This is a genomic window from Acidaminobacter hydrogenoformans DSM 2784, from assembly GCF_900103005.1.
Classification (GTDB): Bacteria; Bacillota; Clostridia; order Peptostreptococcales; family Acidaminobacteraceae; genus Acidaminobacter; species Acidaminobacter hydrogenoformans.
In genome coordinates this window covers 77,717-98,845 of sequence record NZ_FMWL01000010.1, presented here as the reverse complement: position 1 = coordinate 98,845, position 21,129 = coordinate 77,717, and the positions used below count along the sequence as shown (strand labels likewise).

22 protein-coding genes are annotated in these 21,129 nt (G+C 51.9%); all 22 read right to left on the bottom strand.

Annotated elements, in window-relative coordinates:
* Positions 1–367: 367 nt before the first annotated feature.
* The 22 genes from BLP63_RS10480 to BLP63_RS16870 all read right to left on the bottom strand — a co-directional run bounded on the left by BLP63_RS10480 (position 368) and on the right by BLP63_RS16870 (position 20,908).
* Positions 368–769, bottom strand: a complete 402-nt coding sequence (locus BLP63_RS10480; RefSeq protein WP_092591289.1) for an FMN-binding protein — start codon at positions 767–769, stop codon at positions 368–370.
* Positions 770–918: 149 nt separating this feature from the next.
* The gene (locus BLP63_RS10475; RefSeq protein ID WP_092591287.1) at positions 919–1,311 is read right to left on the bottom strand and encodes a DUF5655 domain-containing protein; all 393 of its coding nucleotides are present in this window, start codon (positions 1,309–1,311) and stop codon (positions 919–921) included.
* A gap of 310 nt (positions 1,312–1,621) precedes the next feature.
* Complete coding sequence (locus BLP63_RS10470) at positions 1,622–3,349, bottom strand: NADH-dependent [FeFe] hydrogenase, group A6 (protein ID WP_092591285.1); 1,728 nt, start codon at positions 3,347–3,349, stop codon at positions 1,622–1,624.
* Positions 3,346–4,647 (bottom strand): complex I 51 kDa subunit family protein, encoded by a 1,302-nt coding sequence (locus tag BLP63_RS10465; RefSeq protein ID WP_207646452.1) that lies wholly within the window; start codon positions 4,645–4,647, stop codon positions 3,346–3,348. The genes BLP63_RS10470 and BLP63_RS10465 overlap by 4 nt, the downstream gene beginning before the upstream one ends.
* Positions 4,640–5,161 carry an NADH-quinone oxidoreductase subunit NuoE family protein gene (locus BLP63_RS10460; protein WP_092591281.1) on the bottom strand — a complete coding sequence of 174 codons (522 nt, stop codon included), beginning with the start codon at positions 5,159–5,161 and terminating at the stop codon, positions 4,640–4,642. The genes BLP63_RS10465 and BLP63_RS10460 overlap by 8 nt, the downstream gene beginning before the upstream one ends.
* A 516-nt stretch (positions 5,162–5,677) precedes the next feature.
* Positions 5,678–6,610 carry a radical SAM protein gene (locus tag BLP63_RS10455; protein WP_092591279.1) on the bottom strand — a complete coding sequence of 311 codons (933 nt, stop codon included), beginning with the start codon at positions 6,608–6,610 and terminating at the stop codon, positions 5,678–5,680.
* 103 nt (positions 6,611–6,713) lie between these two features.
* The gene (locus BLP63_RS10450; protein ID WP_092591277.1) at positions 6,714–7,076 is read right to left on the bottom strand and encodes a NifB/NifX family molybdenum-iron cluster-binding protein; all 363 of its coding nucleotides are present in this window, start codon (positions 7,074–7,076) and stop codon (positions 6,714–6,716) included.
* A gap of 118 nt (positions 7,077–7,194) precedes the next feature.
* Positions 7,195–8,748: a glutamate synthase-related protein gene (locus BLP63_RS10445; protein WP_092591275.1), complete on the bottom strand. Its 1,554-nt coding sequence runs from the start codon at positions 8,746–8,748 to the stop codon at positions 7,195–7,197.
* A 52-nt stretch (positions 8,749–8,800) separates the two neighbouring features.
* Positions 8,801–9,628, bottom strand: a complete 828-nt coding sequence (locus BLP63_RS10440) for an Mrp/NBP35 family ATP-binding protein (RefSeq protein WP_092591273.1) — start codon at positions 9,626–9,628, stop codon at positions 8,801–8,803.
* A 153-nt stretch (positions 9,629–9,781) separates the two neighbouring features.
* Positions 9,782–10,750 carry an ATP-binding protein gene (locus BLP63_RS10435; RefSeq protein ID WP_092591272.1) on the bottom strand — a complete coding sequence of 323 codons (969 nt, stop codon included), beginning with the start codon at positions 10,748–10,750 and terminating at the stop codon, positions 9,782–9,784.
* A complete protein-coding gene (locus BLP63_RS10430) occupies positions 10,722–11,588 on the bottom strand; it encodes a nucleotide-binding protein (protein ID WP_092591270.1) in 867 nt (288 codons plus the stop codon). Before BLP63_RS10430 ends, BLP63_RS10435 begins: the two co-directional genes overlap by 29 nt.
* A 1-nt stretch (position 11,589) precedes the next feature.
* Positions 11,590–11,976, bottom strand: coding sequence for a NifB/NifX family molybdenum-iron cluster-binding protein (locus tag BLP63_RS10425; RefSeq protein ID WP_092591268.1), 387 nt, complete (start codon positions 11,974–11,976; stop codon positions 11,590–11,592).
* 30 nt (positions 11,977–12,006) lie between these two features.
* Positions 12,007–12,378, bottom strand: coding sequence for an iron-sulfur cluster assembly scaffold protein (locus BLP63_RS10420; RefSeq protein ID WP_330387139.1), 372 nt, complete (start codon positions 12,376–12,378; stop codon positions 12,007–12,009).
* On the bottom strand, positions 12,375–12,758 hold the full coding sequence (locus tag BLP63_RS10415) for a DUF134 domain-containing protein (protein WP_092591266.1): 384 nt from the start codon (positions 12,756–12,758) through the stop codon (positions 12,375–12,377). Before BLP63_RS10415 ends, BLP63_RS10420 begins: the two co-directional genes overlap by 4 nt.
* A gap of 287 nt (positions 12,759–13,045) precedes the next feature.
* Positions 13,046–14,308 (bottom strand): L-lactate MFS transporter, encoded by a 1,263-nt coding sequence (locus BLP63_RS10410; RefSeq protein WP_092591264.1) that lies wholly within the window; start codon positions 14,306–14,308, stop codon positions 13,046–13,048.
* A complete protein-coding gene (gene purE / locus BLP63_RS10405; RefSeq protein ID WP_092591262.1) occupies positions 14,305–14,832 on the bottom strand; it encodes a 5-(carboxyamino)imidazole ribonucleotide mutase in 528 nt (175 codons plus the stop codon). Before purE ends, BLP63_RS10410 begins: the two co-directional genes overlap by 4 nt.
* Positions 14,816–16,057, bottom strand: coding sequence for a 5-(carboxyamino)imidazole ribonucleotide synthase (gene purK / locus BLP63_RS10400; RefSeq protein ID WP_242870874.1), 1,242 nt, complete (start codon positions 16,055–16,057; stop codon positions 14,816–14,818). Before purK ends, purE begins: the two co-directional genes overlap by 17 nt.
* A gap of 140 nt (positions 16,058–16,197) precedes the next feature.
* The gene (locus BLP63_RS10395) at positions 16,198–16,560 is read right to left on the bottom strand and encodes a DUF2294 domain-containing protein (protein WP_092591260.1); all 363 of its coding nucleotides are present in this window, start codon (positions 16,558–16,560) and stop codon (positions 16,198–16,200) included.
* A 248-nt stretch (positions 16,561–16,808) separates the two neighbouring features.
* Entirely contained in the window at positions 16,809–17,786 is a 978-nt protein-coding gene (locus tag BLP63_RS10390; protein WP_092591258.1) for a hypothetical protein, read from the bottom strand.
* Positions 17,787–17,958: 172 nt separating this feature from the next.
* Complete coding sequence (locus BLP63_RS10385) at positions 17,959–20,022, bottom strand: alpha-amylase family glycosyl hydrolase (protein ID WP_092591256.1); 2,064 nt, start codon at positions 20,020–20,022, stop codon at positions 17,959–17,961.
* A gap of 57 nt (positions 20,023–20,079) precedes the next feature.
* A complete protein-coding gene (locus BLP63_RS10380) occupies positions 20,080–20,559 on the bottom strand; it encodes a DUF1801 domain-containing protein (RefSeq protein ID WP_207646451.1) in 480 nt (159 codons plus the stop codon).
* Positions 20,560–20,755: 196 nt separating this feature from the next.
* On the bottom strand, positions 20,756–20,908 hold the full coding sequence (locus BLP63_RS16870) for a hypothetical protein (RefSeq protein ID WP_170829402.1): 153 nt from the start codon (positions 20,906–20,908) through the stop codon (positions 20,756–20,758).
* Positions 20,909–21,129: the final 221 nt, after the last annotated feature.

Genomic DNA, 21,129 nt, shown 5'->3' with positions numbered 1-21,129 from the left:
TCCATCCAAGCGGAAGGCGCTTTTTCAAAGGTTAAAGATGGTCTCGCTTATGATCGGTTTCGTCGTAGGGGTATGAAAAAAATAGTGGGATATGATGATGGTTGCTATGGCAATAAATCTGAATAAGCTTCATAGCAAAATCCAAAACAACCAAACCGGCATTATCGAGTACAAAAAAGCAGCTTAGACCAGATATTTAAAAATACGGTGAATAGGCTTTTTTGTCGACCCTATAATTCAAGATCTCATGGATGGTTTGTCAATAAGCAAAATTATTGAAAGTCAGTAATTCCAATTGGCGTAAAAAAAGAGTTGCTGTGAAACTAAATGTTATAGTTTCGCAACAACTCCTTTCATATGCATCTTATCAATTTGAAGCCTTGAGAAGGGCATCCTCTATGGCCTTCAATATCACCTTGCTGCTGTAGGTTGCGCCTGCCACCTGGTCTACATCCAGAGACTGAGCCTGGACGACAACCTCCGTCAGAATTTCCGCATTGGCGCCCTGACCATGCCGGTGTTCCAGAAGCGTCACGGAAACGATTTTGTGATTTTCAATCTCGACCTCAACCTCAGCTTCCACAGGAAATGCGGCGTAGCTGCCAATGTAAACACCGTCTTGCGCTTGCTCCAGATCGATGTCCGCCAGCGGCAAAGCCTCAAGGCCACTCAGGTTTTGTTCAATCCGACCAATGACGATCTGAAAGCTTATAAAAGCCACAACCAGCAACCCTAATATCCAAAGTAAAATTTTTTTCTTCTTGCTCATTCATTGACACCCCTTAAATGCTCTCTTGTGCTCATAAAGCACAAATCCATTGTACCCAAGTTTACAATTTTGTAAACTGGGCGAACTTTGAAATATAAAACTATGCTGTGGCGTACACGAAAAAAGATGATCATACAATATTTTTCCCACTAGCGCAGCCCAAAATTGTAGGCCTCCCTTAACCACTCCAGGAGCACTTCGTCAATCTCCTCAGGCGCTGTGAGGATGAGGTGGTGCATCCATCGGCCAGGGTATGGCTCTAAGGATTCGGTTATTCTGGGGCTTGATAATTGCCGGTTCAAGCAAAAGCTCAGGATAAAATAGCGCTCAGGGCGGCCCTTGACTTTGTGGATGGGAAGCCAGACCCAGGCGAAAGCCCTGTGGGCGGAAAAAGAGATTTGCGTTTTTTGGAGCTTGCGGGTCACGTCGCCGAGGGCGAACAGCTGCGGCTCCAGGGTACAATAGAGGGACAAAAGGTCGGGGGCTGAGGCGAAGAAGTCCGCGATCTGGGCTGTGACGTCTGATTGCACTTTGTCTTGCATTTGTGACGGCCTCCTTTGTGTGGAGAACGAAGTGTAGTCGGAGCTGCTTAGCTTCTTTATACCCACAAGTGTTCAAATCACGGATTGAAATTTGCGTATTGTCTGAGGCTGTTGATGGCGCCTGCGTCTATTTAAAGAAGTGGTGAGCAGGACTGGGAAAAAAAGAAGCAGCCCCTTTACTTGATGGGCTGCAGAATAAGATGTAATCATATAAAGTTCAGCAGAATGGTTTTTTGGAGGGAGGTTTGGTCCGGCCCAGTCCCGCACCACGCGGCCCAGTCCCGCACCATAAGTCCCTGTCCCCCACCAATCACACTCTTTTGTGGTAGTGGGTATGCAGGAGCTCGTGGGACTTGTGGCCCAGGGGTTCTCCGAGCCAGGTTTCGTAAAGCTTCAGGATGTCCGGATTCTTGTGTGACTTGCGGATTGGGAGATCCTGATCAATCTTATAAAGGGCGTCCATGCGCTTTTCCTTGATGTCATTGGTGGAGCGGATAGGCTGACCGCCGCCGCCCAGGCAGCCGCCCGGGCAAGCCATAATCTCAATGAAGTGATAAGGTGATTCACCCCGGCGAACCTCAGCCATTAAGGCCTTCGCGTTGGAAAGACCATTGGCGACGGCCACTCTCAGGACGAGGTCATCCCCCAGCACCACTGAAGCCTCTTTGATGCCATCGAGGCCCCTGACTTCTTTGAAGTCCGGGTTTGGAAGGCCCTTGCCTGTCACTGCTTCATAGGCCGTGCGCAGCGCGGCTTCCATGACCCCCCCGGTGGCGCCAAAGATCGCGCCAGCGCCAGTGCCGAGGCCAAACGGATTATCGAACTGCTCTTCATCAATGTCAGCGAATTCAATGCCGGCAGACCCAATCATGCGGGCCAGCTCACGGGTGGTGAGGACCGCGTCGACCTCCCTGACGCCGCCGGAGGTCATTTCCGGCCTTGCGGCCTCATACTTCTTAGCCGTACAAGGCATGATGGACACCGTGAAGATGTCCTCAGGCGCCAGGCCTTTCAGCTCGGCATAATAGGTTTTGGAGAGCGCCCCAAACATTTGCTGAGGCGATTTGCAGGTGGACAGATGGTCTAAAAGGTCGTCGAAGACGCCTTCGATGTAGTTGATCCATCCAGGGGAGCATGAGGTGACCATCGGCAGTGTACCGCCATGGGTCAGGCGGTGGATCAGCTCGTGGGATTCCTCCATAATGGTGAGGTCAGCCGTAAAGTTGGTGTCAAAGACCTGATCAAAGCCAAGGCGTCTCAGGGCAGCCACGGTCTTGCCGGTAACGATCTCACCCTTTGGCAGGCCAAAAGAATCACCCAGAGCAACGCGCACCGCCGGAGCAACCTGAACGATCACGTGCTTGGACGGGTCTTCAATGGCGGTCCAAACCAGCTCCGTATCATCTTTTTCCACAATGGCCCCGGTTGGACATACCGCCGCGCACTGCCCGCAGAAGACGCAGAGGGTTTCCTCCAGCGGCATCTCGTAGGCCGGGGCAATATTGAACCTTATTGAGCGGTGGGAATGGGTCAGGACGTGGACTTCCTGAACACTCTGGCAGGCCTCCACGCAGCGGCCGCACTTGATGCACTTGCTGGAGTCCCGGACCAGCGCCGGGTTGCTGTCATCCAGCGGCAGCGCGTCCACTGCGTCCTCCAGATGGGTTCTTGAAATGTTAAAGCGTTCGCACAGGTCCTGCAGCTCGCAGTTTCCGTTCCTGTGGCACTTCAGGCAGTCCTGGTTGTGGTTGGCCAGCATCAGCTCGAGGATGCCCCGCTGCATGTCCCTGACCTTCCTGGTGTTGGTGAGCACTTCCATGCCCTCGCTGACACGGGTCGAGCAGGCGGCGGACAGCTTGCGGCTGCCCTTGACTTCTACAACGCAGATCCTGCAATTGGCCTTGATCTCCTGATCCGGGTGATAGCAAAGGTGCGGGATGTTGACCGCGACCTTTTTCGCGGCCTCCAAAATAGTCGTGCCCTCAGGGACGCTGATGCGCTTGTGGTCTATGGTCAAGGTCACTTGGTTGGCAGTCATACCCGCAGCCCCCTTTCGCCGATTGTCTCTTTAGTGCCTGTGACACCCGCTTCAAACGCGTCAGCCTCAAAGGCCTCCGGAAAATGCCGCATAGCGGACAGAAGCGCGCTTTGGGCCGTCTCACCAAGGCCACAGAACGAACAGTTGCACATGATGGTCGCGAAGCGCCTGGCGGTTTCAAGGTCGTCCGGCCTCGGCGCGCCCTCCGCATAACGGGCAATGATCCGACCGATCTGCCGGTTGCCTTCCCTGCACGGCGTGCATTTGCCGCAGCTTTCGTGGATGAAGAAGTCCTGGATCGCTTTGAGGAATTCTATGACGGAGGTTCGGTCATCCACCACCAGGATCCCGCCGGAGCCCACATCCAGCCCTGCCTTATTGAGATCCTCATAGGTGTAAGGTGTACCCAGCAGCGCTGCCGGCGCAATGCTTCCGGACGCCCCGCCCAGCTGGAGAAGCTTGAGCGTCCGGCCCTCTTCAAGACCGCCGCCTATAGTCTCTATGATCTCCCTCAGGGTCATCCCAAAAGGGATCTCGTAAGCGCCTGGATTTTTGACGTTGCCAGCCAAGGAAATGAGCTTTGTCCCTGGCGACTTTTCCGTACCATAGGCTGTAAACGCCTCAGCGCCTTTTTCCAGGATGGCCGCGGCGGCTGCCAGGGTCTCGACGTTGTTGACCAGGGTCGGTTTTTGGAAGAGGCCGCATTCTTTGATGTAGGGAGGCTTGATCCGTGGCCGGCCGCTTTTGCCCTCCATGGATTCAATGAGGGTGGAGCCTTCGCCGCAGACGTAGGCCCCTGCGCCTGAATAGAGGGTGATGTCGAAGTTGAAGTTGGAGTCTTGGATGTGGTTTCCTAACCATCGGCAGGTTCTTGCCTGTTCTATGGCCTTTTCAAGCCTTGGCTTCAGATGGCGGTATTCCTCCCTGAGGTAAATGTAGCCGTGGCCGGCGCCTACCGCGTAGCCGGCAATGGCCATGCCCTCGATGAGCCGGAAGGGGTCATTTTCCAGGAGTGCACGGTCTTTAAACGTGCAGGGCTCACCCTCATCTGCATTGCAGATGACGACTTTGTCTTCACCGGGTACAGCCGCAGCCTGCTGCCATTTTTTGCCGGTGCTGTAGGCGGCGCCGCCGCGCCCTTGGATCCCAGAGTCCGCAATGGTTCGAATCACATCTGCCGGGGTCAGTCCCAGAGCGCGCTTCAAACCTGTAAAGCCGCCAACAGCGAGGCAGCTGTCAATATCTGATGTATTATACTTTCCAAAATGGTCCGTGATGAAACTGACGGTTTTATTCACGCTGACCCTCTCCTTTCTCAGGGCGGGACAGGGCCGCCCTGACATCCGCCTCAGTTTTGAGCGGCCCGTAAACGACGCCGTTGACGCGTATGGCAGGGGAAATGTCGCAGGCCCCAAAGCAAGGCGCTGACTCCAGGTGGTATTTGCCGTCCGGAGTGGTCTCACCCATTTTTATGCCAAGGATGCTTTCCAGGGCTTCTTTCAGCTTGTTGTTTCCGTTGACCTTGCAGACCACACTGTCGCAAAACTGGACGACAATATCCCCTCGAGGCACGTCTGAAAGGGCTTCGTAGAAAGAGATCACATCATAGACTCTGCTCAGCGGCAGGTCGAGCTTCTCGCCAACGTAAACGGCAACTTCTTTGGGGATATACTGTTTTGGCGTATGATCCTGAATTTCGAGGAGCATGCCGACGAGTCGAGTGGGATCCATGGCGTAGGATGCCAGGACGCCGTTAATATGGGCGGTCAGAGTTTCAGTGAGGATTGAGTTTGATGCGGTCTGCGCGCTCATGGGATGACCTCGCTTTCTAATGTAAGGATATGTATAAAATCTCGTATGTAGACTTGAATGAGAACTTGGAATGATAAAATCGAAAGGATGTTTACGTCACGAAACAGTCTGGAATGATCAGGATGCGTTAACAATATTTACATTATGAACAATATGAACTTTATAATGTTAATTATACAACGAAGATGACTTTGTCGCAAGGCGGTGGGAGGATGCACAATTACGGCAATCAATTGCAGTCATAGGTCTTTACAGTCTGTCACAGGCCTTCACAGGCCGACGTGGGCGGTGCTTGCCCCTATAGAACTCAACGATTCCCGATGGCTCAAAAACATGAAAGCAGAAGACCAATAATGAGCTTCTGCTTTTTAATGCGGTTCGATTGTTGTATTTGTTTTTCACAAATTTTTGAGGTTGTGACCAATTTCAGGCCGACCCAATCCCGCACCACGTGTCCCTGTCCCGCACCACGTGTCCCAGTCCCGCACCACGTGTACCTGTCCCGCACCACACTTCTCACTTCATCCTGAAAGTCTCATAACCCTTGTAATCCACAACGTCAACAGCCGGATTCCGCCTCAGCCCCTCCATAATGTGGGCCACTTCAGCTGCCTCAGCGCCGCGCTTCACCAAGAAAGCCTCGATCTCAAACTGGTTCATGGGATGTCGCTTGATGATGCTCAGGACGGCCGCGCCGTGATCCTCGATGCCGCTGTAAAAGCCCTCTGACTCCAGCAGGTCAATGGGAAGCCCGCTCAGAAGCTCCACCGCCCGGCGCATCACAGCCCCATCCACAGCTTCAACCCCGGACTCCGCCGGCGGGCGCACCACAGTGTTCAAATAGAGCCTGTCATAACGCATCGTATCCAGCAGCGCCTTCAGGGCAAGCAATTCAGCTTCGTTGTCATTCATCCCTTTAACGAGCATGATCTCGATCCAAAGCTGGCCTTCATAGCGCCTCGAAAACTCGCGCAGCCCCTCAAGGACCCGGCTAAAGTCCAGCGCGCCATGAGGCCGGTTGATCCGTTTAAACATCCCTTCATCAGACGCGTCCAGCGTTGGCAGCACAAAATCCGCTTCCATCAGCGCCGCCTGAACGTCCTTCTCATACAGCAGCGCCCCGTTTGTAATCACCGCCACCGGCTTGTCCGTCAACCGCTTCAGGCCCTTGATCAGCACCCCAAGCTCCAGATAGAGCGTCGGCTCCCCTTCGCCCACAATGGTGATGACGTCAAAGACTGTCCCGCTTTCAATCACCGCTTGAGCCTCTGCCAACAAATCCGCCACAGGAAAAAACCGCTGACGCGTATTCGTCATATGGTCCGTCCGGCCAAGCTGGCAATACACACAAGAATAATTGCAGGTCTTCTTTGGAATTGGGCTGACCCCCAGGGACAGACCGAGGCGCCTGGAAGGCACAGGACCATAGACATAGTTTGGTGTATTCATGACGCACCTCACTTTCGGCAAATTGTGAAAATGGATGCTGACAGCCCCAATATTCCAAGACGCCAGCACCCATTAGCCTTAATTCATGTCATTCTTCTATCTCTTAGTGATTACAGCCATCCTCATGGGCATGCTGATGCTCGTGGCAAATCGAACCCGTGGACTCGAGCTGTCCCTTCAGATAGAGCTCCGCCGCTTCCTTCGCGGAGTTTCTGACCCCCACGACGACCTCAATGCCCTTCTCGTTGAAAATTTGCACCGCGCCGCCGCCCATACCGCCGGCTATGATGACCTCAACGCCAAGGTCGTGCAGGAAGTTGGGCAGGAATCCCGGCTTGTGCCCTGGATTTGGAACCACCTCGTGCTTGACGACCTGCTCACTCTCCACGTGAAAAACATTGAAATTCTCGCAATGGCCAAAATGGCCCGCCACCATGCCGTTATCACTTGCGACTGCTATTTTCATGTTGTATCTCCTCCATCTTCCGCTTTTTTTATGCCGATGGTCACCTGGGCCCACCATGTGGTTTTAAGCGACCATCGGCAGCTCAATTTTCATGTTTTTTTCTTGACAAAGCCCTGCCCTACAGCCCGTCCAGGGCGCCCCGCAGCAGCGCCGCGTAATCCTCGAGGCCCGTGACTTCCTTTGCCAGGGCCGTCAGAGGCACCAGATCCCGGCGGTCCACCTGTGACAGGTCGAACTTGCGGTTCAGGGCCATCAGCTGCCTGAGGCCGGCCGAAATGCGCTCCAGGTAAGAGTAAAGGCCAATCGCGCCTGTACTCATAACGGCCACCTCATCCCCATAAAGGGCCCGCAGCGGCTTCACCTGGCTGAAAATTTCCTCCACTGAGCCGCCAAGCCGCTTCAGGGGCTGCGGGAGCTCATCCGCCTCGAGAAGGGTGCCTATGTGCTTACCCGTCATGGCTGCCGCCATGGCCGCCCGGCCTATGCCGACCAGGCTTATGTAAGGCGCGCCAAGAGCAAGACCTTTGAACACGTGGTCCTCCATGGAAAACCCGCCGGTGATCGCCACCTGCGGCAGGGCATAGCCCCTCGCCTCCATGGTTTTGAGGATCTCGTAAACCAGGCTCTCGAGCACGACCGTAGGGATGCCCCACTCGTTCATCATCTTCACGGGGCTGTTGCCCGTGCCGCCGCCCGCGCCATCCAGGGTCACCAGGTCCACCTCTTCCTCAGAGGCAATTTTCAGGATCCGCACCAAGTCCTCGGGGTCGAAAGGCCCCGTCTTGAAGCAGATCCGCTCAGCGCCCAGACGCCGCAGCTCCGCTATGCGTTTTTTGAGAGAGCCCTCGTCCCACATAGGCAGTCTGCCCACTTTTTCAAAGACCGGACCTTTGCCCTCATTGAAGCGGGCCGCCACCTCGGGATCGGTTGGGTCCGGGAACACGAGGTAGCCCATGTTTTTCAGCCGGAGCGCGTCCTCCAGCGTTTTCTGGAGCCCCATGCCCTGGATGCCCTTGGCCGCCTGGCCAAACTTGAGCTCCACCGACTTGACCCCCAGGTGCTGCAGGGCGTAGTCCAGGACGCCGAGGCGCTCGTCGTCCTCGTTGGCCTGGAGGACAATGTCCCCGTAGCCCCGCTCGTATTTCCTGAAGGCGCCCACCATATCTGCCAGCAGCGGCGCCGCCGTCACCCGGCCATTTTCGAGGACCAGGCCCTTGTCCTTGGCCACCACGTCCTCGCCAATGACCACCAGCACGCCAGCCATTGCGGCGCCGGCGAAGTAGTCCTGCCAGTTCAGCTTGGCCATGGCGGGCAAGATAATAGGCAGCCTCAGCTTTAAAGGATTTTTTTTGCCGATGGTCGTCTCCACCCCCACCTTCGCATAAGTCGCCTCGTCAGAGTCCTCAGTTGTACCTTTGGCGCCGAACACGCGGCCGTTGATGCTGAGGTGGGAAAAATCCAGTGGGTAATCCTTCTCCGAGGCAAACTGACTGGCGTCCGCCGCGAAGGGATAGGTGGCTTCCGGCCCCCTCAGGGCCGACAGGCCAATTTCGCAAGTGCCTGTGCACTCCATGGTGCAGACGGCGCACATGCCGGAAAAAGGCGAGGTGTGCGCAGGCGTGCGCATGTGGGTATTGGTGACCGTAGTGCCTAAAGCGGGACTGTAGGACATTTTCAGGCCTCCTTAGTGGGGTAGTGTTGCGCTTTAGTGAATGACTGTTGGTTTATACCTCCAGCAGCGGGGCGATTTCCTCAAGATAATTCTCGTGGATCAGCTCGATCATGCCAGCGTCGCAGGATGCAGAGATTCTGGAGTCCATAGGCAGCTTGGCGAGGACCTTGATGCCGTGTGCCTCAGCAACCTTCTCAATGTTGCTTTCCCCAAAGATCTTGTGTTCCTTGTCGCAGTCCGTGCATTTGAAGTAGGACATGTTTTCAACAATGCCATAGATTGGAACGTTCATCATCTGGGCCATTTTGACTGCTTTTGAGACAATCATGGACACCAGCTCCTGAGGTGAGGTGACTATGATGATGCCATCCACCTTGATGGACTGAAAAACTGTCAGCGGCACGTCTCCGGTGCCCGGCGGCATGTCAATGAACAAATAGTCCACATCTTCCCAGATAACCTCTGACCAGAACTGCTTGACGGTATTGGCTATGATTGGGCCCCGCCAGACCACAGGATCCGTGTCGTTTTCCAGCAGCAGGTTGATGGACATGATGTCAATGCCCGTGACGCTCTTGACCGGGATGATCCCCGTATCCGTCCCCATAGCCTTTTTCTTGATGCCAAAGGCCTTTGGAATGGATGGACCCGTGATGTCCGCGTCGAGGATGGCCGTATGATGCCCCCTGCGGTTCATGGTCACTGCCAGCAGCGACGTGACGAGGGACTTGCCTACGCCGCCCTTGCCGCTGACGACCCCAATGACCTTCTTAATGTTGCTCAGGTGGTGGGGCTGCTCCGTAAAATCCGTTTGTTGTTTAGTTCTGTCCGCGCAATCGGAGCCGCACGAACCGCAATCCAGCTGACATACTTCGCTCATTAAATGACCTCCTAAAATTCTTGGTTGGGGACAGGGACAGACCAGATTTCCGGTTGGGGACTGGGCCGCCCTGATGTTTGGTGTGGGACAGGGACTTATGGTGGGGGACTGGGCCACATGGTGGGGGACTGGGCCCAAATGAATTTTGCAGCACTAATCCGCGACTGGGATGTTGTGAAACCCTGGGGCCTGCGTTTTAGCGTCTTCGAATAAATGCTTCATGACTTTGCCATAAACCTCTCTGATGGCTTTTGCCGATGGTGACTCGAATTCCACCACACTCCGCCCCTGGTTCGTCGCTTCGACCACCATGTTGTCAAAGGGGATGTGACCGACCATCGGCAGAGAAAGGGCCTGGCAGAGTCTTTCAATTTCATTGGTTTGTTCCTGGTTGGTGTCGTGCTTGTTGACGCAAACCACCACGTCTGTCTGCAACTGACGGGCGGTCTCGACAATCCGCTTCATATCGCTGACACCAGATACGGAAGGCTCTGCCACAATCAGCACCAGATCCACGCCGCTGATGGAGGCAATGACCGGACACCCAATGCCCGGGGAGCCGTCAATGATGGCAAGGGGAACTTTTACTGCCGCCCCCTCAGCTGACACCTCATTCGAAGTCTCAATCATTTCCTTAACCGCGGATTTAAGTTGTTTCTTGACCTCCGTCACGAGCTTGCCAGAGGTGCCGCTGCCCATTTTGAGCTGGGCCGTGGAGAACACAGCGCCCTCAAGGTAGAGCTTCAGCTCCCCTGCTACAGCTGGCACCATTTTGATGGCACCCACCGGACACACGGCCTCGCAGACGCTGCAGCCTTCGCAAGCAAATGGATCAGAGGTGTACCCCCCTTTTTCCGGAACAATGTCTATGGCTTCAAAGCGGCAGCTTTCCCTGCAAAGGTCGCATTCTATGCAGGCCTCTGTGTCTATGACCGCCTTGGGAAGTCCGTAGTACGGGGTTATTGTGGGGCGCTCGTCGGAGTGCTGCAGGATGAGGTGGAGGTTGGGTGCGTCGACGTCACAATCGGCAAACGCTTTGGCTTTTGAGAGCTGCACGAAGGCGCTCGCCACGGTGGTCTTGCCGGTGCCGCCCTTACCGCTGAGAATCAGAAGCTGTTTCACGGCTCGCCGCCTCCTTCACTTTCAGCAGCAGCTCGGAAAAGAGCGCCGCGTAATGGGCCTGGGAACGCACCAGGATCTCCCCGCTTGAATTGATGGCGCCCAGCTCCAAGTCAAAGGGAATCCTGCCAAGAACCGGGATGCCATTTGCCGCGCAAAACGCCTCAGACGGGTTCGGTGAACCCTCCAGACACTTGTTGAGCACCACGCCATAGGGCTTCTCAAACAGGCGCACCAGTTCATGCACCATCTCCAGGTTATGGGCGCCAAATTTGGTTGGCTCGGCCACCAGCACGCAATAATCCGCGTCCTTGATGCTTTCCATGACCACACAGGCGCTCCCCGGCGGGCAGTCGATCAGCGTCAGCGCGCCGTCACTTGGCGCTTTCGAGAGGACCGCCTTAATAATAGGTACCCCGGAGGCCTGCCCCGGCTTCAAAAACCCGGAGTGAATCTCGACAGCTTCTGAAACACCGCTCATGGTTGTGCCGATGGTCTTATCCACCTCAGCAATCGCCTTCTCCGGACACACGATCGCGCACCCGCCACAAGAATGGCAGACGTCTTCAAACACCATAACTTTTTTGTTGATGTACGCCAAAGCGTTAAATTTACAGAAATCCACACAGTTCCGGCAACCCGTGCAGGCATCGTGGTCAACTTTTGGGATCTTGACGCTGACGGGCGCTTCAGCTGGATTCTCCGGCTTAAAGTAGAGGTGCCCATTTGGTTCCTCCACGTCGCAGTCCAGATAAACAGCGCGCTGGGCAGCAGCTGCCAAATTAACGGAGACCATAGTCTTCCCTGTGCCGCCTTTGCCGCTGAGCACAGCAATTTTCATACTATTGGCCCCCGTTCCCGTGTCCTTCTCCGTGACCGTGGAAACCGGCGTGAAATTCCGTAAGCGCTGCCAACAATGAAGATTTGAACGCTTGGAGATTTTCTTTAGCGGAAGGGTATTCCGTTTTGTAGATTTCCATTTTCGCCGCCGTAAGAACCTCTGCAGCGTTCTGACCGCATCTTGGGGTCAGAAGCGCGTCGACCTTTTGATCCACGAGAAGCTGGGCTGCTTTGACCCCGGCGCCGCCTTGACTGTTCGCAGCTGTGTTTTCCACAAAGGTCGTCTCTTCCGTTTCCGTGTCCTTGATTAAGTAATAGGGTGCCCTTGCCAGGGATGCGCACACAGCGGTGCCTGGATGGTTCTCATCTACCGGTATTGCTACTCTCATAGTAACGCCTCCTGTTTTATCATTGTTTTTTTATCGCTGTTTTCTTCTGTAGTTCATGATGGCTTCCCTTAAAGCGCTGACGCCAAGGTTGGAGCAGTGCATTTTGTTGTCAGGAAGCCCACCCAGAGCATTTGCAATATCCTCTTCGGTAATCGCAAATGCCTCTTCAAGAGTTTTCCCCTTTGCCAGCTCTGTTGTCATACTTGAAGTCGCAATGGCAGCGCAGCAGCCATAGACAAGGTAGCTGATTTCTTCAATACGGTTCTCCTTGACTTTAATGAACATCTCAAGCGCATCACCGCAATCCGGATCGCCCTTGGTGCCCACTGCGTCAGCATCCTCCATCTTGTAAACATTACTTGGACTTGTAAAATGGTGGAGCACTTCCCGCGAATAGATCACTCTTCTCCCTCGCTTTTCATTGTGCTCTCCAGCTGAGCCGCGTACTGCCGGCGGCACCAGCCGCAGCCGTACATGGGCTCCTCTTCGTCGCACAGCTTATAATCCCCGCCCTCGATTTTCAGGATTTTGCCATTGACCAGCGACTCCGCGATTTTCTTTCGAGCTTCGTTGTAAATCCTTTGAACGGTCGTTCTGGCTACATCCATTCTCTCAGCGCAGGCTTCCTGCATCAGACCTTCCAGATCGATCAGCCGTATGGTCTCATATTCTTCCACCGTCATAGTGATGGTTTCGTGGTCCTCAGCCTCCGGATTAAGGGGCCCAAAGAGGTTGCTCTCAGGCAGGCAGCAGACGCGTCGCCATTTTCTTGGTCTGGACATTCAAGTCGCTCCCTTCTGTCGAGTTATGGGCATATGTCCTTTTCGACTCTAATTTTACTCCGTTTTGGGCTTATGTCAATAACCAAGTTGCGGATATCTTCCATTTTGCGCAAATAAAAAACTACCCCCGCAATTCGAGAGTAGTCTTTATCTTATTTCAGGGCGGCCCAGTCCCGCACCACGCGGCCCAGTCCCCAACCAAACAAAGCCATACATCAGCCGCATTCTCTATTTGCCTTGCTTACAGCATGTTCTGATATTGTCATACACTAAACGGAGCTTCAGAATTATTGCCTTACGCCTGGCAGTTTAACCGCCAGGCTTCCAACAACCGCAAGCGTCAGCACCAAATAGAAGATCATAGTATAACCACCAAACCAATCGATAAGCACTCCGGAACTGATGACACCTGCCACCGCCCCTATGCCATAAGCTGTAAATACAACGCCATAATTCTGGCTGTAATTTAGCATTCCAAACATGGACAAGGTTGACGCAGGCGCAATAGCCAGCCAACCGCCCAAATTAAACCAAAAGATTGAAAATGCCAATCCAAAGGCAATTGGACTTGAGCCTTTTGTGTAAATCATGATTAAGGACCCCACCACAATGGACACAAAGGAGATTAACGCAGCGCTCTTAAAAGACAGACGGTCGGTCAACCATCCAAAGACAGGTCTGCCAAGGCCATTAAACACCGCAAAGACCGACATCAAAAGTGCTGCACTGCCTTGAGACAGGCCTACCCACTCAACAGCCACTTTGCCGGTCATCCCAATGAGCATTAATCCAATCATAGCGCCTATAAAAAAAGTAATGTAGAGAATTTTGAAAGACTTCGTCTTCATCATAACCACAGAGGGATATTCCATCTGTCCCTTATGACTTTCTCCATTAACGGTGTCTGCCTCGGATGCTAAGCGCTGTCCCTGGCCCGTTTTGTGATCTGAACTATAGTTCTCAGAAGGATACGTCAAAGGAAGCGCCAGTATAGGGATGATCATACCGAAAGCAGCGCCCAGAATTTTAAAAGTCTGCATACCCCCATAAATCTCAATGAAATGCCTTGCGAGCGGTGCTGTTACAAGGGGAGATAAACCAAAGCCCACAAGTACCATTCCGACTGCCAAGCCCTTTTTATCTGGGAACCACTTCGCCGCCACAGCCATGGGAACCCCATAAGCAATGCCTACCCCTGCACCGCTGACCGCGCCATAAGTGAGGGTCAGCCAATAAATATTGGGCGCATAAGCTGAGCCAATCCATCCAGCGCTTATAAGAAGGGCGCCTGCAGTCATAATGAGACGCGGGCTGAACCGGTTCAAATACCGCCCTGAAATCAGCATAAAGAGTGCATAAAAAGCCAGCGACACCATATAAGGCAGCCCGCTCAACGTCGTACCAACGCCAAATGCTTGCTCAACGGGAATCCTGAAGACACTCCAGGCATAAACCGTTCCGAGGCACATCATCATAAGGTTGCCCAGTACGACATACACCCAGCGATAAGTTTTCCGACTTGCCCCGGTATAAGTTGCATTTTGAATCATACACTGCCCTCACTTTCATAGAATTTGTCCTCCAGATCATAAACGACCTGATTTCTGACCTGGTCCATTCGCGTCTCAAGACGCTCCTGAATCTTTGGATATTTGATACTCAGTATCCTGGCTGCCAGAATTCCTGCGTTTTTCGCATTATTGATCCCAACCGTAGCAACCGGAACCCCTGCCGGCATCTGGACAATAGACAGCAAAGCATCCATCCCTTCCAGGGTCTTGAGCTGTATGGGCACACCAATCACCGGCAGCGTCGTTAAGGACGACACCATGCCTGGGAGATGGGCCGCGCCACCGGCACCCGCTATCACAACTTCAAGCCCCCGAGCGGCTGCAGACTTTGCGTATTCCACCATTCGCTGCGGTGTACGGTGGGCAGAAACCACCTTGATCTCAAAGGGAATCCCCAAAGCTTTCAACTCTATAGCAGCAAGCTTCATCACCGAAAAGTCGGACTCACTGCCCATAATGACGCCTACAAGCGGTCTGTCATTTCCATTAATTACGTCCTTCATATAATGCCTCCCTTTCCAGAGTTTCGATCGAAATCGAACACATCACATTTTTTGCCTTTTCCTGAGCAGCTTCAATACTTTCCCCAAGTACAGTCACATGCCCAAGCTTTCGAAGGGGCCCTGTCTCTTTTTTACCATAAAGATGCAGATAGCATGCTTCCTCCGACAGGAGACGCTCGCTTCCCCTCACCTCATAGGCGCCTCTTCCTTCACCCTGCCCAAGCAGATTCCACATCACACATGGCGCAAGCAGCGCAGTTGATCCAAGCGGCATTCCTGTGATCACTCTAAGCAGCTGTTCAAATTGCGAAGTAATACAGGCCTCAATGGTGTAATGTCCGGAATTGTGCGGCCGGGGTGCAATTTCATTCACCAAAATGTGATTATACTCATCTACAAAGCATTCAATGCAAAATAGTCCATAATCGTCAAACGCCTCAAGGATTTTCATTGCAATGCGCTGGATCTCTGCTTTCGTTTCCTCAGGCAGCCTTGCCGGGACACTGGAATGCATCAAAATCCCATCTTCATGTACATTTTCGGCTATGGGATAAAGCTTAACGCCCTCTCTCCCTCTGGCAGCAAGGATAGAGACTTCCATGGCGAAGTCCGCAAACGCCTCTGCCATGATTTCTTCGCCGGAAAACGCCTCATAAGCCGGCTTCAGCTGCGCTTGTTCTGTCACAATCCAGGTCCCTTTGCCGTCATAGCCATCCCGGCATGTCTTCAGGACAAGCCTCCCCCCAAAAACAAGGAAAGCTTCCTCCAATGCTTCAAGTGAGTCTATTCTCACGAAGTCGGGGACCTGAACCCCAATTTTTCTTAAACGCACTTTCTGATGATACTTGTTCTGAATGATCTCCAAGGTTTTTGCCGATGGTATCAAGCGCGCACCCCTCGCCTCCAACGCATCCAGCGTCGAAATATCAAGGTGTTCAAACTCGTAGGTCAAAACATCCGCGCTTTGGGAAAGCTTCCGCAGCGCCGCCATATCCGAAAACGCAGCGACGATCTGTTGATCTGCCAACTGCCCTGCAGGCGAATCCGGCATAGGGTCGAGCACAATAACGCGATAACCCATACGCTTTGCTTCAATCGTGATCATCCTGCCAAGCTGCCCTCCACCAATAATGCCAATGCGCCCAGGCGGATGAAGTCGTCTGATCCAATTCTGATTTTCTAAATACTCAATCTGATTCATTACGGATACATCTGTCTCATGCATTTTCCATCCTCCAAACACACAAAAAAGCCAACAACAAAAGCCCCGGCATGTCCGGATTTTTTGCTGTTGGCTTACTGTCAACTGGTCAATGACCTTTCAACGCGTCTTCCAACTCTATTTATTTTGATCGAATAATTCTGTTATTTTGAAACCAACTCTTCCAGATCCCGATCCACGACTATCCCAATGAGCTTTTCACCGGTTTTGGTGCTGACGTCAGAATAAGTACTGACTACATTGACCTCAATAAGTCCTTGAATCGCTTCTTCCAAGTTATCTCTCGAGCTTTCAAAGAGCGCCATCCTGACTTTTTTGATCAGTTCGACACCATCTTTGGTCGTCGCGAGATTGGTTTCTGCCTTACTCAAAAAACCTTTAATTCTGACTATAATTAGGTCTTGGAAGATAATAGTCCGAATTTTTTCTGGACCTCTTCCCATGTGTTCAATTTCAAACTTGCTGATAATTTCACTGATTTTTGCTTCCAATTGTCCTTTTGTCATTTTTCTTTCCCTTTATAGTTCTGATAGGTAGGGGGCTCATGATCTTATAAGCCATAGATTACTTGGTTAATATTTTTCACATTGTAACATAGACCTACCACAAAATTCAACACTGAATTGAATAATAATCCATCAACAACGAACTTTTTTTATAAATAATATTTTTATGTACGCATTTTATCATGCGCGATTAAACTATCATTCAATCCGGCCCAGTCCCCAACCAAACAATCCCATTGTGGCAAGCATTAAGTTTGAAAGCTCTCCAACCGCTTTTGAATCCTATAAATTATAAAAGTCATCCACAAAGACGGTGTTTTCTTCTGTCCAAAATCCCAACCCTTCCAGGCTTGCCAGACAGATTCAGGCGTAAACAGACCATCTTGGTCAGCTTTTTCCAGCACTATGTTCAGCATTTCTTCGAAGCGAGGGTCCTGAACCGCTATCTCAAATCTCGAGAGCACCTCCAGGACGTGCAAAATGTCATACCAGATGAAGGGAGCCTTCAGCTTTCTGAAGTCCGTTCCCATGTAAAATATGTAGGGGTGCTTGGTCAGACTATTTTCCCACAAATCCAGAAGCGTTTCGACTCCAATCTTAACTGGTTCACCCAACAAGTGCTGGTCATATAGTGACAGAAATTTTAACAGGATCAAATTCACATAGGGGCACGGGTCCTCTTTTTTTCCGGGTCCCCTGAAATCGCCCAGCTCTTTTGAGACTTTGCAGGGCCAGCCGTTTTCCCGGATGAGACCAATGAGGAAATCGCGGCCTTTGATCACGAGAGGGTCCTCTTTATAACCCATTTTAGCCAATGCATAGAGGCTTACCGGCGCGTCACAGAGTGCCCAGGCCCAGGTTTCCTGGCCATTGCCGCCGTGGTGGGTTGAGATGACCATCGGCAAAGTTATCAGACCTTCCTCTGACGAGTGGCTGAGGACGCCGTTAAGAATTTCTTGGACGCCTGGATCTTCGCGGGTCAGGCCCAAGTCCGCAAGGAAGGCGAGTTTATGGTAGTGCTGGCCGGCACTTTTATGGCTGCTGAGGACCACACCCGGCCATGACTTTAGCTCTCGGATCAGCGCCTCGACCAGCGGGTGGGAGAGCATGGCGGCGCGGGCATCAGATACCGCCGATTGAGACTCTCTGTATTCGAGCAAGTCGACAAACGTTCTGTAACGGACCCAAGGGTCCGGTGAAGCTGATAATACCTCCCATGTCTCCATGGTCAACACCTCGCTAAGATTTAAAATTACAGTGTCGCGGCCGCGCCAATTGCTCAGGGCGGCCCAGTCCCCGACCAAAAAAGCACAGGCAAACCAAGGGGACAGTCCCAAAACTATTAGAGACTGTCCCCAGCATCAAAGTCAAAGCCTTAAATTGAATCCGGACGCCTTTTTAGTCCTTCAGCGTCACTTTTTTCAAGACCATGGCGGTCCGGTTAGGAACGTAAATCTGAAAGCCGGTCTGCTGCTTCATGCCCGGCAGAGTTTTAACCTCGTAGATCACTTCATGGGAGATCAGCCCGTTGCCTCCAAACCTTGGCTCATCTGTGTCCATGATGACCCTGTAGCCGCCTGTATCATTGACTGGGAGCTCGAAGTCGACTTGAGGATCCGTTGGATGGAAATTGAAAATAAAAATGTAATCCTTCTTTTTATATGCGACTAGCTTGCGCATCTGATCAATCCAAAGAGGCTGAGGCACGCCGCCACCCATGAGCGCATTATCGTGCATCAGGTGGATCATGGCGACGTCGAAGTGCTTCAGGTCCTCATATCTGAGGAATGGGTTGTCCGCAAGGCTCCACAGGCGGCGACAGTGCTTAAAGCTCCAGTTGTTGCCTTCCCGAGGAAAATCAATCCACTCCGGATGGCCAAACTCATTGCCCATGAAGTTCAGGTAACCCTCGCTGCCCAGGGAAATCGTGATCAGACGGATCATCTTATGTAATGCCACCGCCCTCTCAATGACCAGGCTTGGACTCTTCTTGTTCATATGCCAATACATATCCTTGTCTGCCATCCTGAAAATCAGCGTCTTGTCTCCGACCAAGGCCTGATCGTGAGACTCTACATATGCAATGCGCTTCTCGCCTGGGCGGCTGGTCGTCAGCTCGTACCAGAGCTGGCCGACGCTCCAGTCGTCATCCTTCTTCTTCAGGGTATTGACCCAGAAATCAGGTACCCCCATTGCCAGCCTGAAGTCAAAACCAATTCCGCCGGCTTCAATAGGCAGACACATCCCCGGCATACCACTCATGTCCTCAGCAATGGAGAGGGCATCCGGCCGCAGCGCCTTGATCAGCTCATTGGCAAACTGCAGGTAGGTTACCGCATCAATATCCGTGTTGAGGCTGAAGTACTTCGCATAGTCGTCAAACGCCGTCCCAAGACCGTGGTCATGATACAGCATGGAGGTCACGCCATCAAAGCGGAAACCATCAAAATGATATTCTTCCAGCCAGTATTTGATGCTGGACAGCAGGAAGTGAATGACCTCATGCTTGCCATAGTTGAAAAGCTTGGAGTCCCAAGCGGAGTGATAGCCTCGGGCACCATGATGGAAAAACTGATGTGAGGTGCCGTCAAATTCGTTGATCCCCTCGGCAAAATTCTTGATGGTATGGGAATGGACCAAATCCATGAGTACAGAAATTCCCATGCTATGAGCCTTGTTGATCAAACTTTTCAGATCCTCCGGTGTGCCAAACCAGGACGAAGGCGCAAAGAAATTTGAGACGTGATATCCAAAAGAAGCGTAGTATGGGTGCTCCATAACTGCCATGAGCTGAACCGTGTTATACCCCTGCGCCTTGATGCGCGGCAGCATGAATTCCTCAAACTCTTTATAGGTTCCCACCGCTTCTTTCTCTTGGGCCATACCAATATGGGCCTCGTATATGAGTGGCGGTTCACTCTGCTCTATTTTAAAGTCCCCATCCGTCCAGTGAAATACTTCCTCAGGCGACCAGATCTGCCCGCTGAAATCATGAGTCTGCGGATCCTGAACTACTTTTCTGATGTAAAGAGGGATACGGTCTCTGTCACCGTTTCGCCCAACTACCCTGACCTTGACGCGGGATTCGTGGGTAAGCGCGTCATGCCCAGGTATATAGATCTCCCAGGTTCCATCCGCATTTTTCGTCAGTGGATGAGAAACCCGGTTCCAATTGTTGAAATCTCCCATGAGATAGAGCCCATAAGCCTCCGGTGCCCATTCCCTGTAAATCCAGCCATCCCCAAAAGGATGAATTCCGAAGTGATGGTGCCCGTTGGCGAATTCCTTGAATGTTCCTTTCTCGCCAAGCAGTGATTTGCGAACGCCCTCATAGCGCCTCATTCGCAGTGCCAGGTCCTCCGCGTAGGGCTTGACCCAAGGATCTATTTTAAATATTTCGAGATTGGGATGGGTTGTTTCAATCACCACTTCATCTTTTTTCTTCACCGTTTTTTCTGACATACTATCGCCTCCACCTGTCTTGTAAAATTGTCAAACGTTCAAAGTGCAACTTAGTGCTTATTTTGACTTGGACACCTCATGGTCTTCATATTTTGAAATATAGTCTTCGACCGTAATTTTTCTGCAAAGCTCCGCGACCAGCTCATAGGGAATGTCGTCCATTTTTTTGAACCTGATGCAGCTTTTACCCATATCGAGCTTGCTTTTAACTCTGGCGGCGTATTCTGCTGCAAACCACGCCTGCAGCTCCGGAAATGCGTATATGCCCATATGGTAAAGCGCAATGTAGTTCTTCTGTGATGCCAGGCTAATGAAGGGCAGCGGTTCCTTTGGATTGACGTGATACCCTGCAGGATATAATTTGTGTGGGACAACATAGCCGAGCATCCCATAGCTTATAGTTTCCTCGAAACCATCGGGCAAATTTTCCAGGATTACAGATCTCAATTTTTCCAGTACTGCTTTGCGTTCAGCTGGCAAAGAATCTAAGTAGGCTTGAGGTGTTGCTGGTTTTTCGACATTTAATTCTGTGTGCAATGCACTATCCCCCCTCATAAAGTGTTCTGCCAGTTAAAGCATATATACCCCATTCCAGGTGATTATGCAGGACCAGCCAAGGAAAATAGGATTTCGAATTTAAGTATGTTCCAGAACTTCCAAGGACAAAAAACGCCCTGTCCAAAATAATGGACAGGGCTGGGTTCACTATTAAATTATGTAGAAAGGGTGTATGTTAGAAATCTGAGCCTTGATGTGCAAGTCGATGGCACTGAACTTCTTTGATTCTCATTTCCTCTTTAAGCTGATGGATTTGCTGATCCTTTTCCTTGAGCATCTCCTCAAGCTCTCTGACTCTCTCTTCACATCTTAAATTCATGTTTTCCATTCATTCCATCTCCTTCGCCAGGGGTTTGATCTGAATCATTTCCCCGAAATTTTTTTCTTAAGTTACCTCTATTTTAAACATAGTTTATGCTGAAAATAAAGCATCGTTATTTAGTGAACAAAACAGGTTGAGCTAACTATTATTGATTAAGCACCTTAAATGCCTGAATTTTCAGACTTTTCAAAACGTTGAAAGACCAATAAAGCAAAAATAATTTTTAA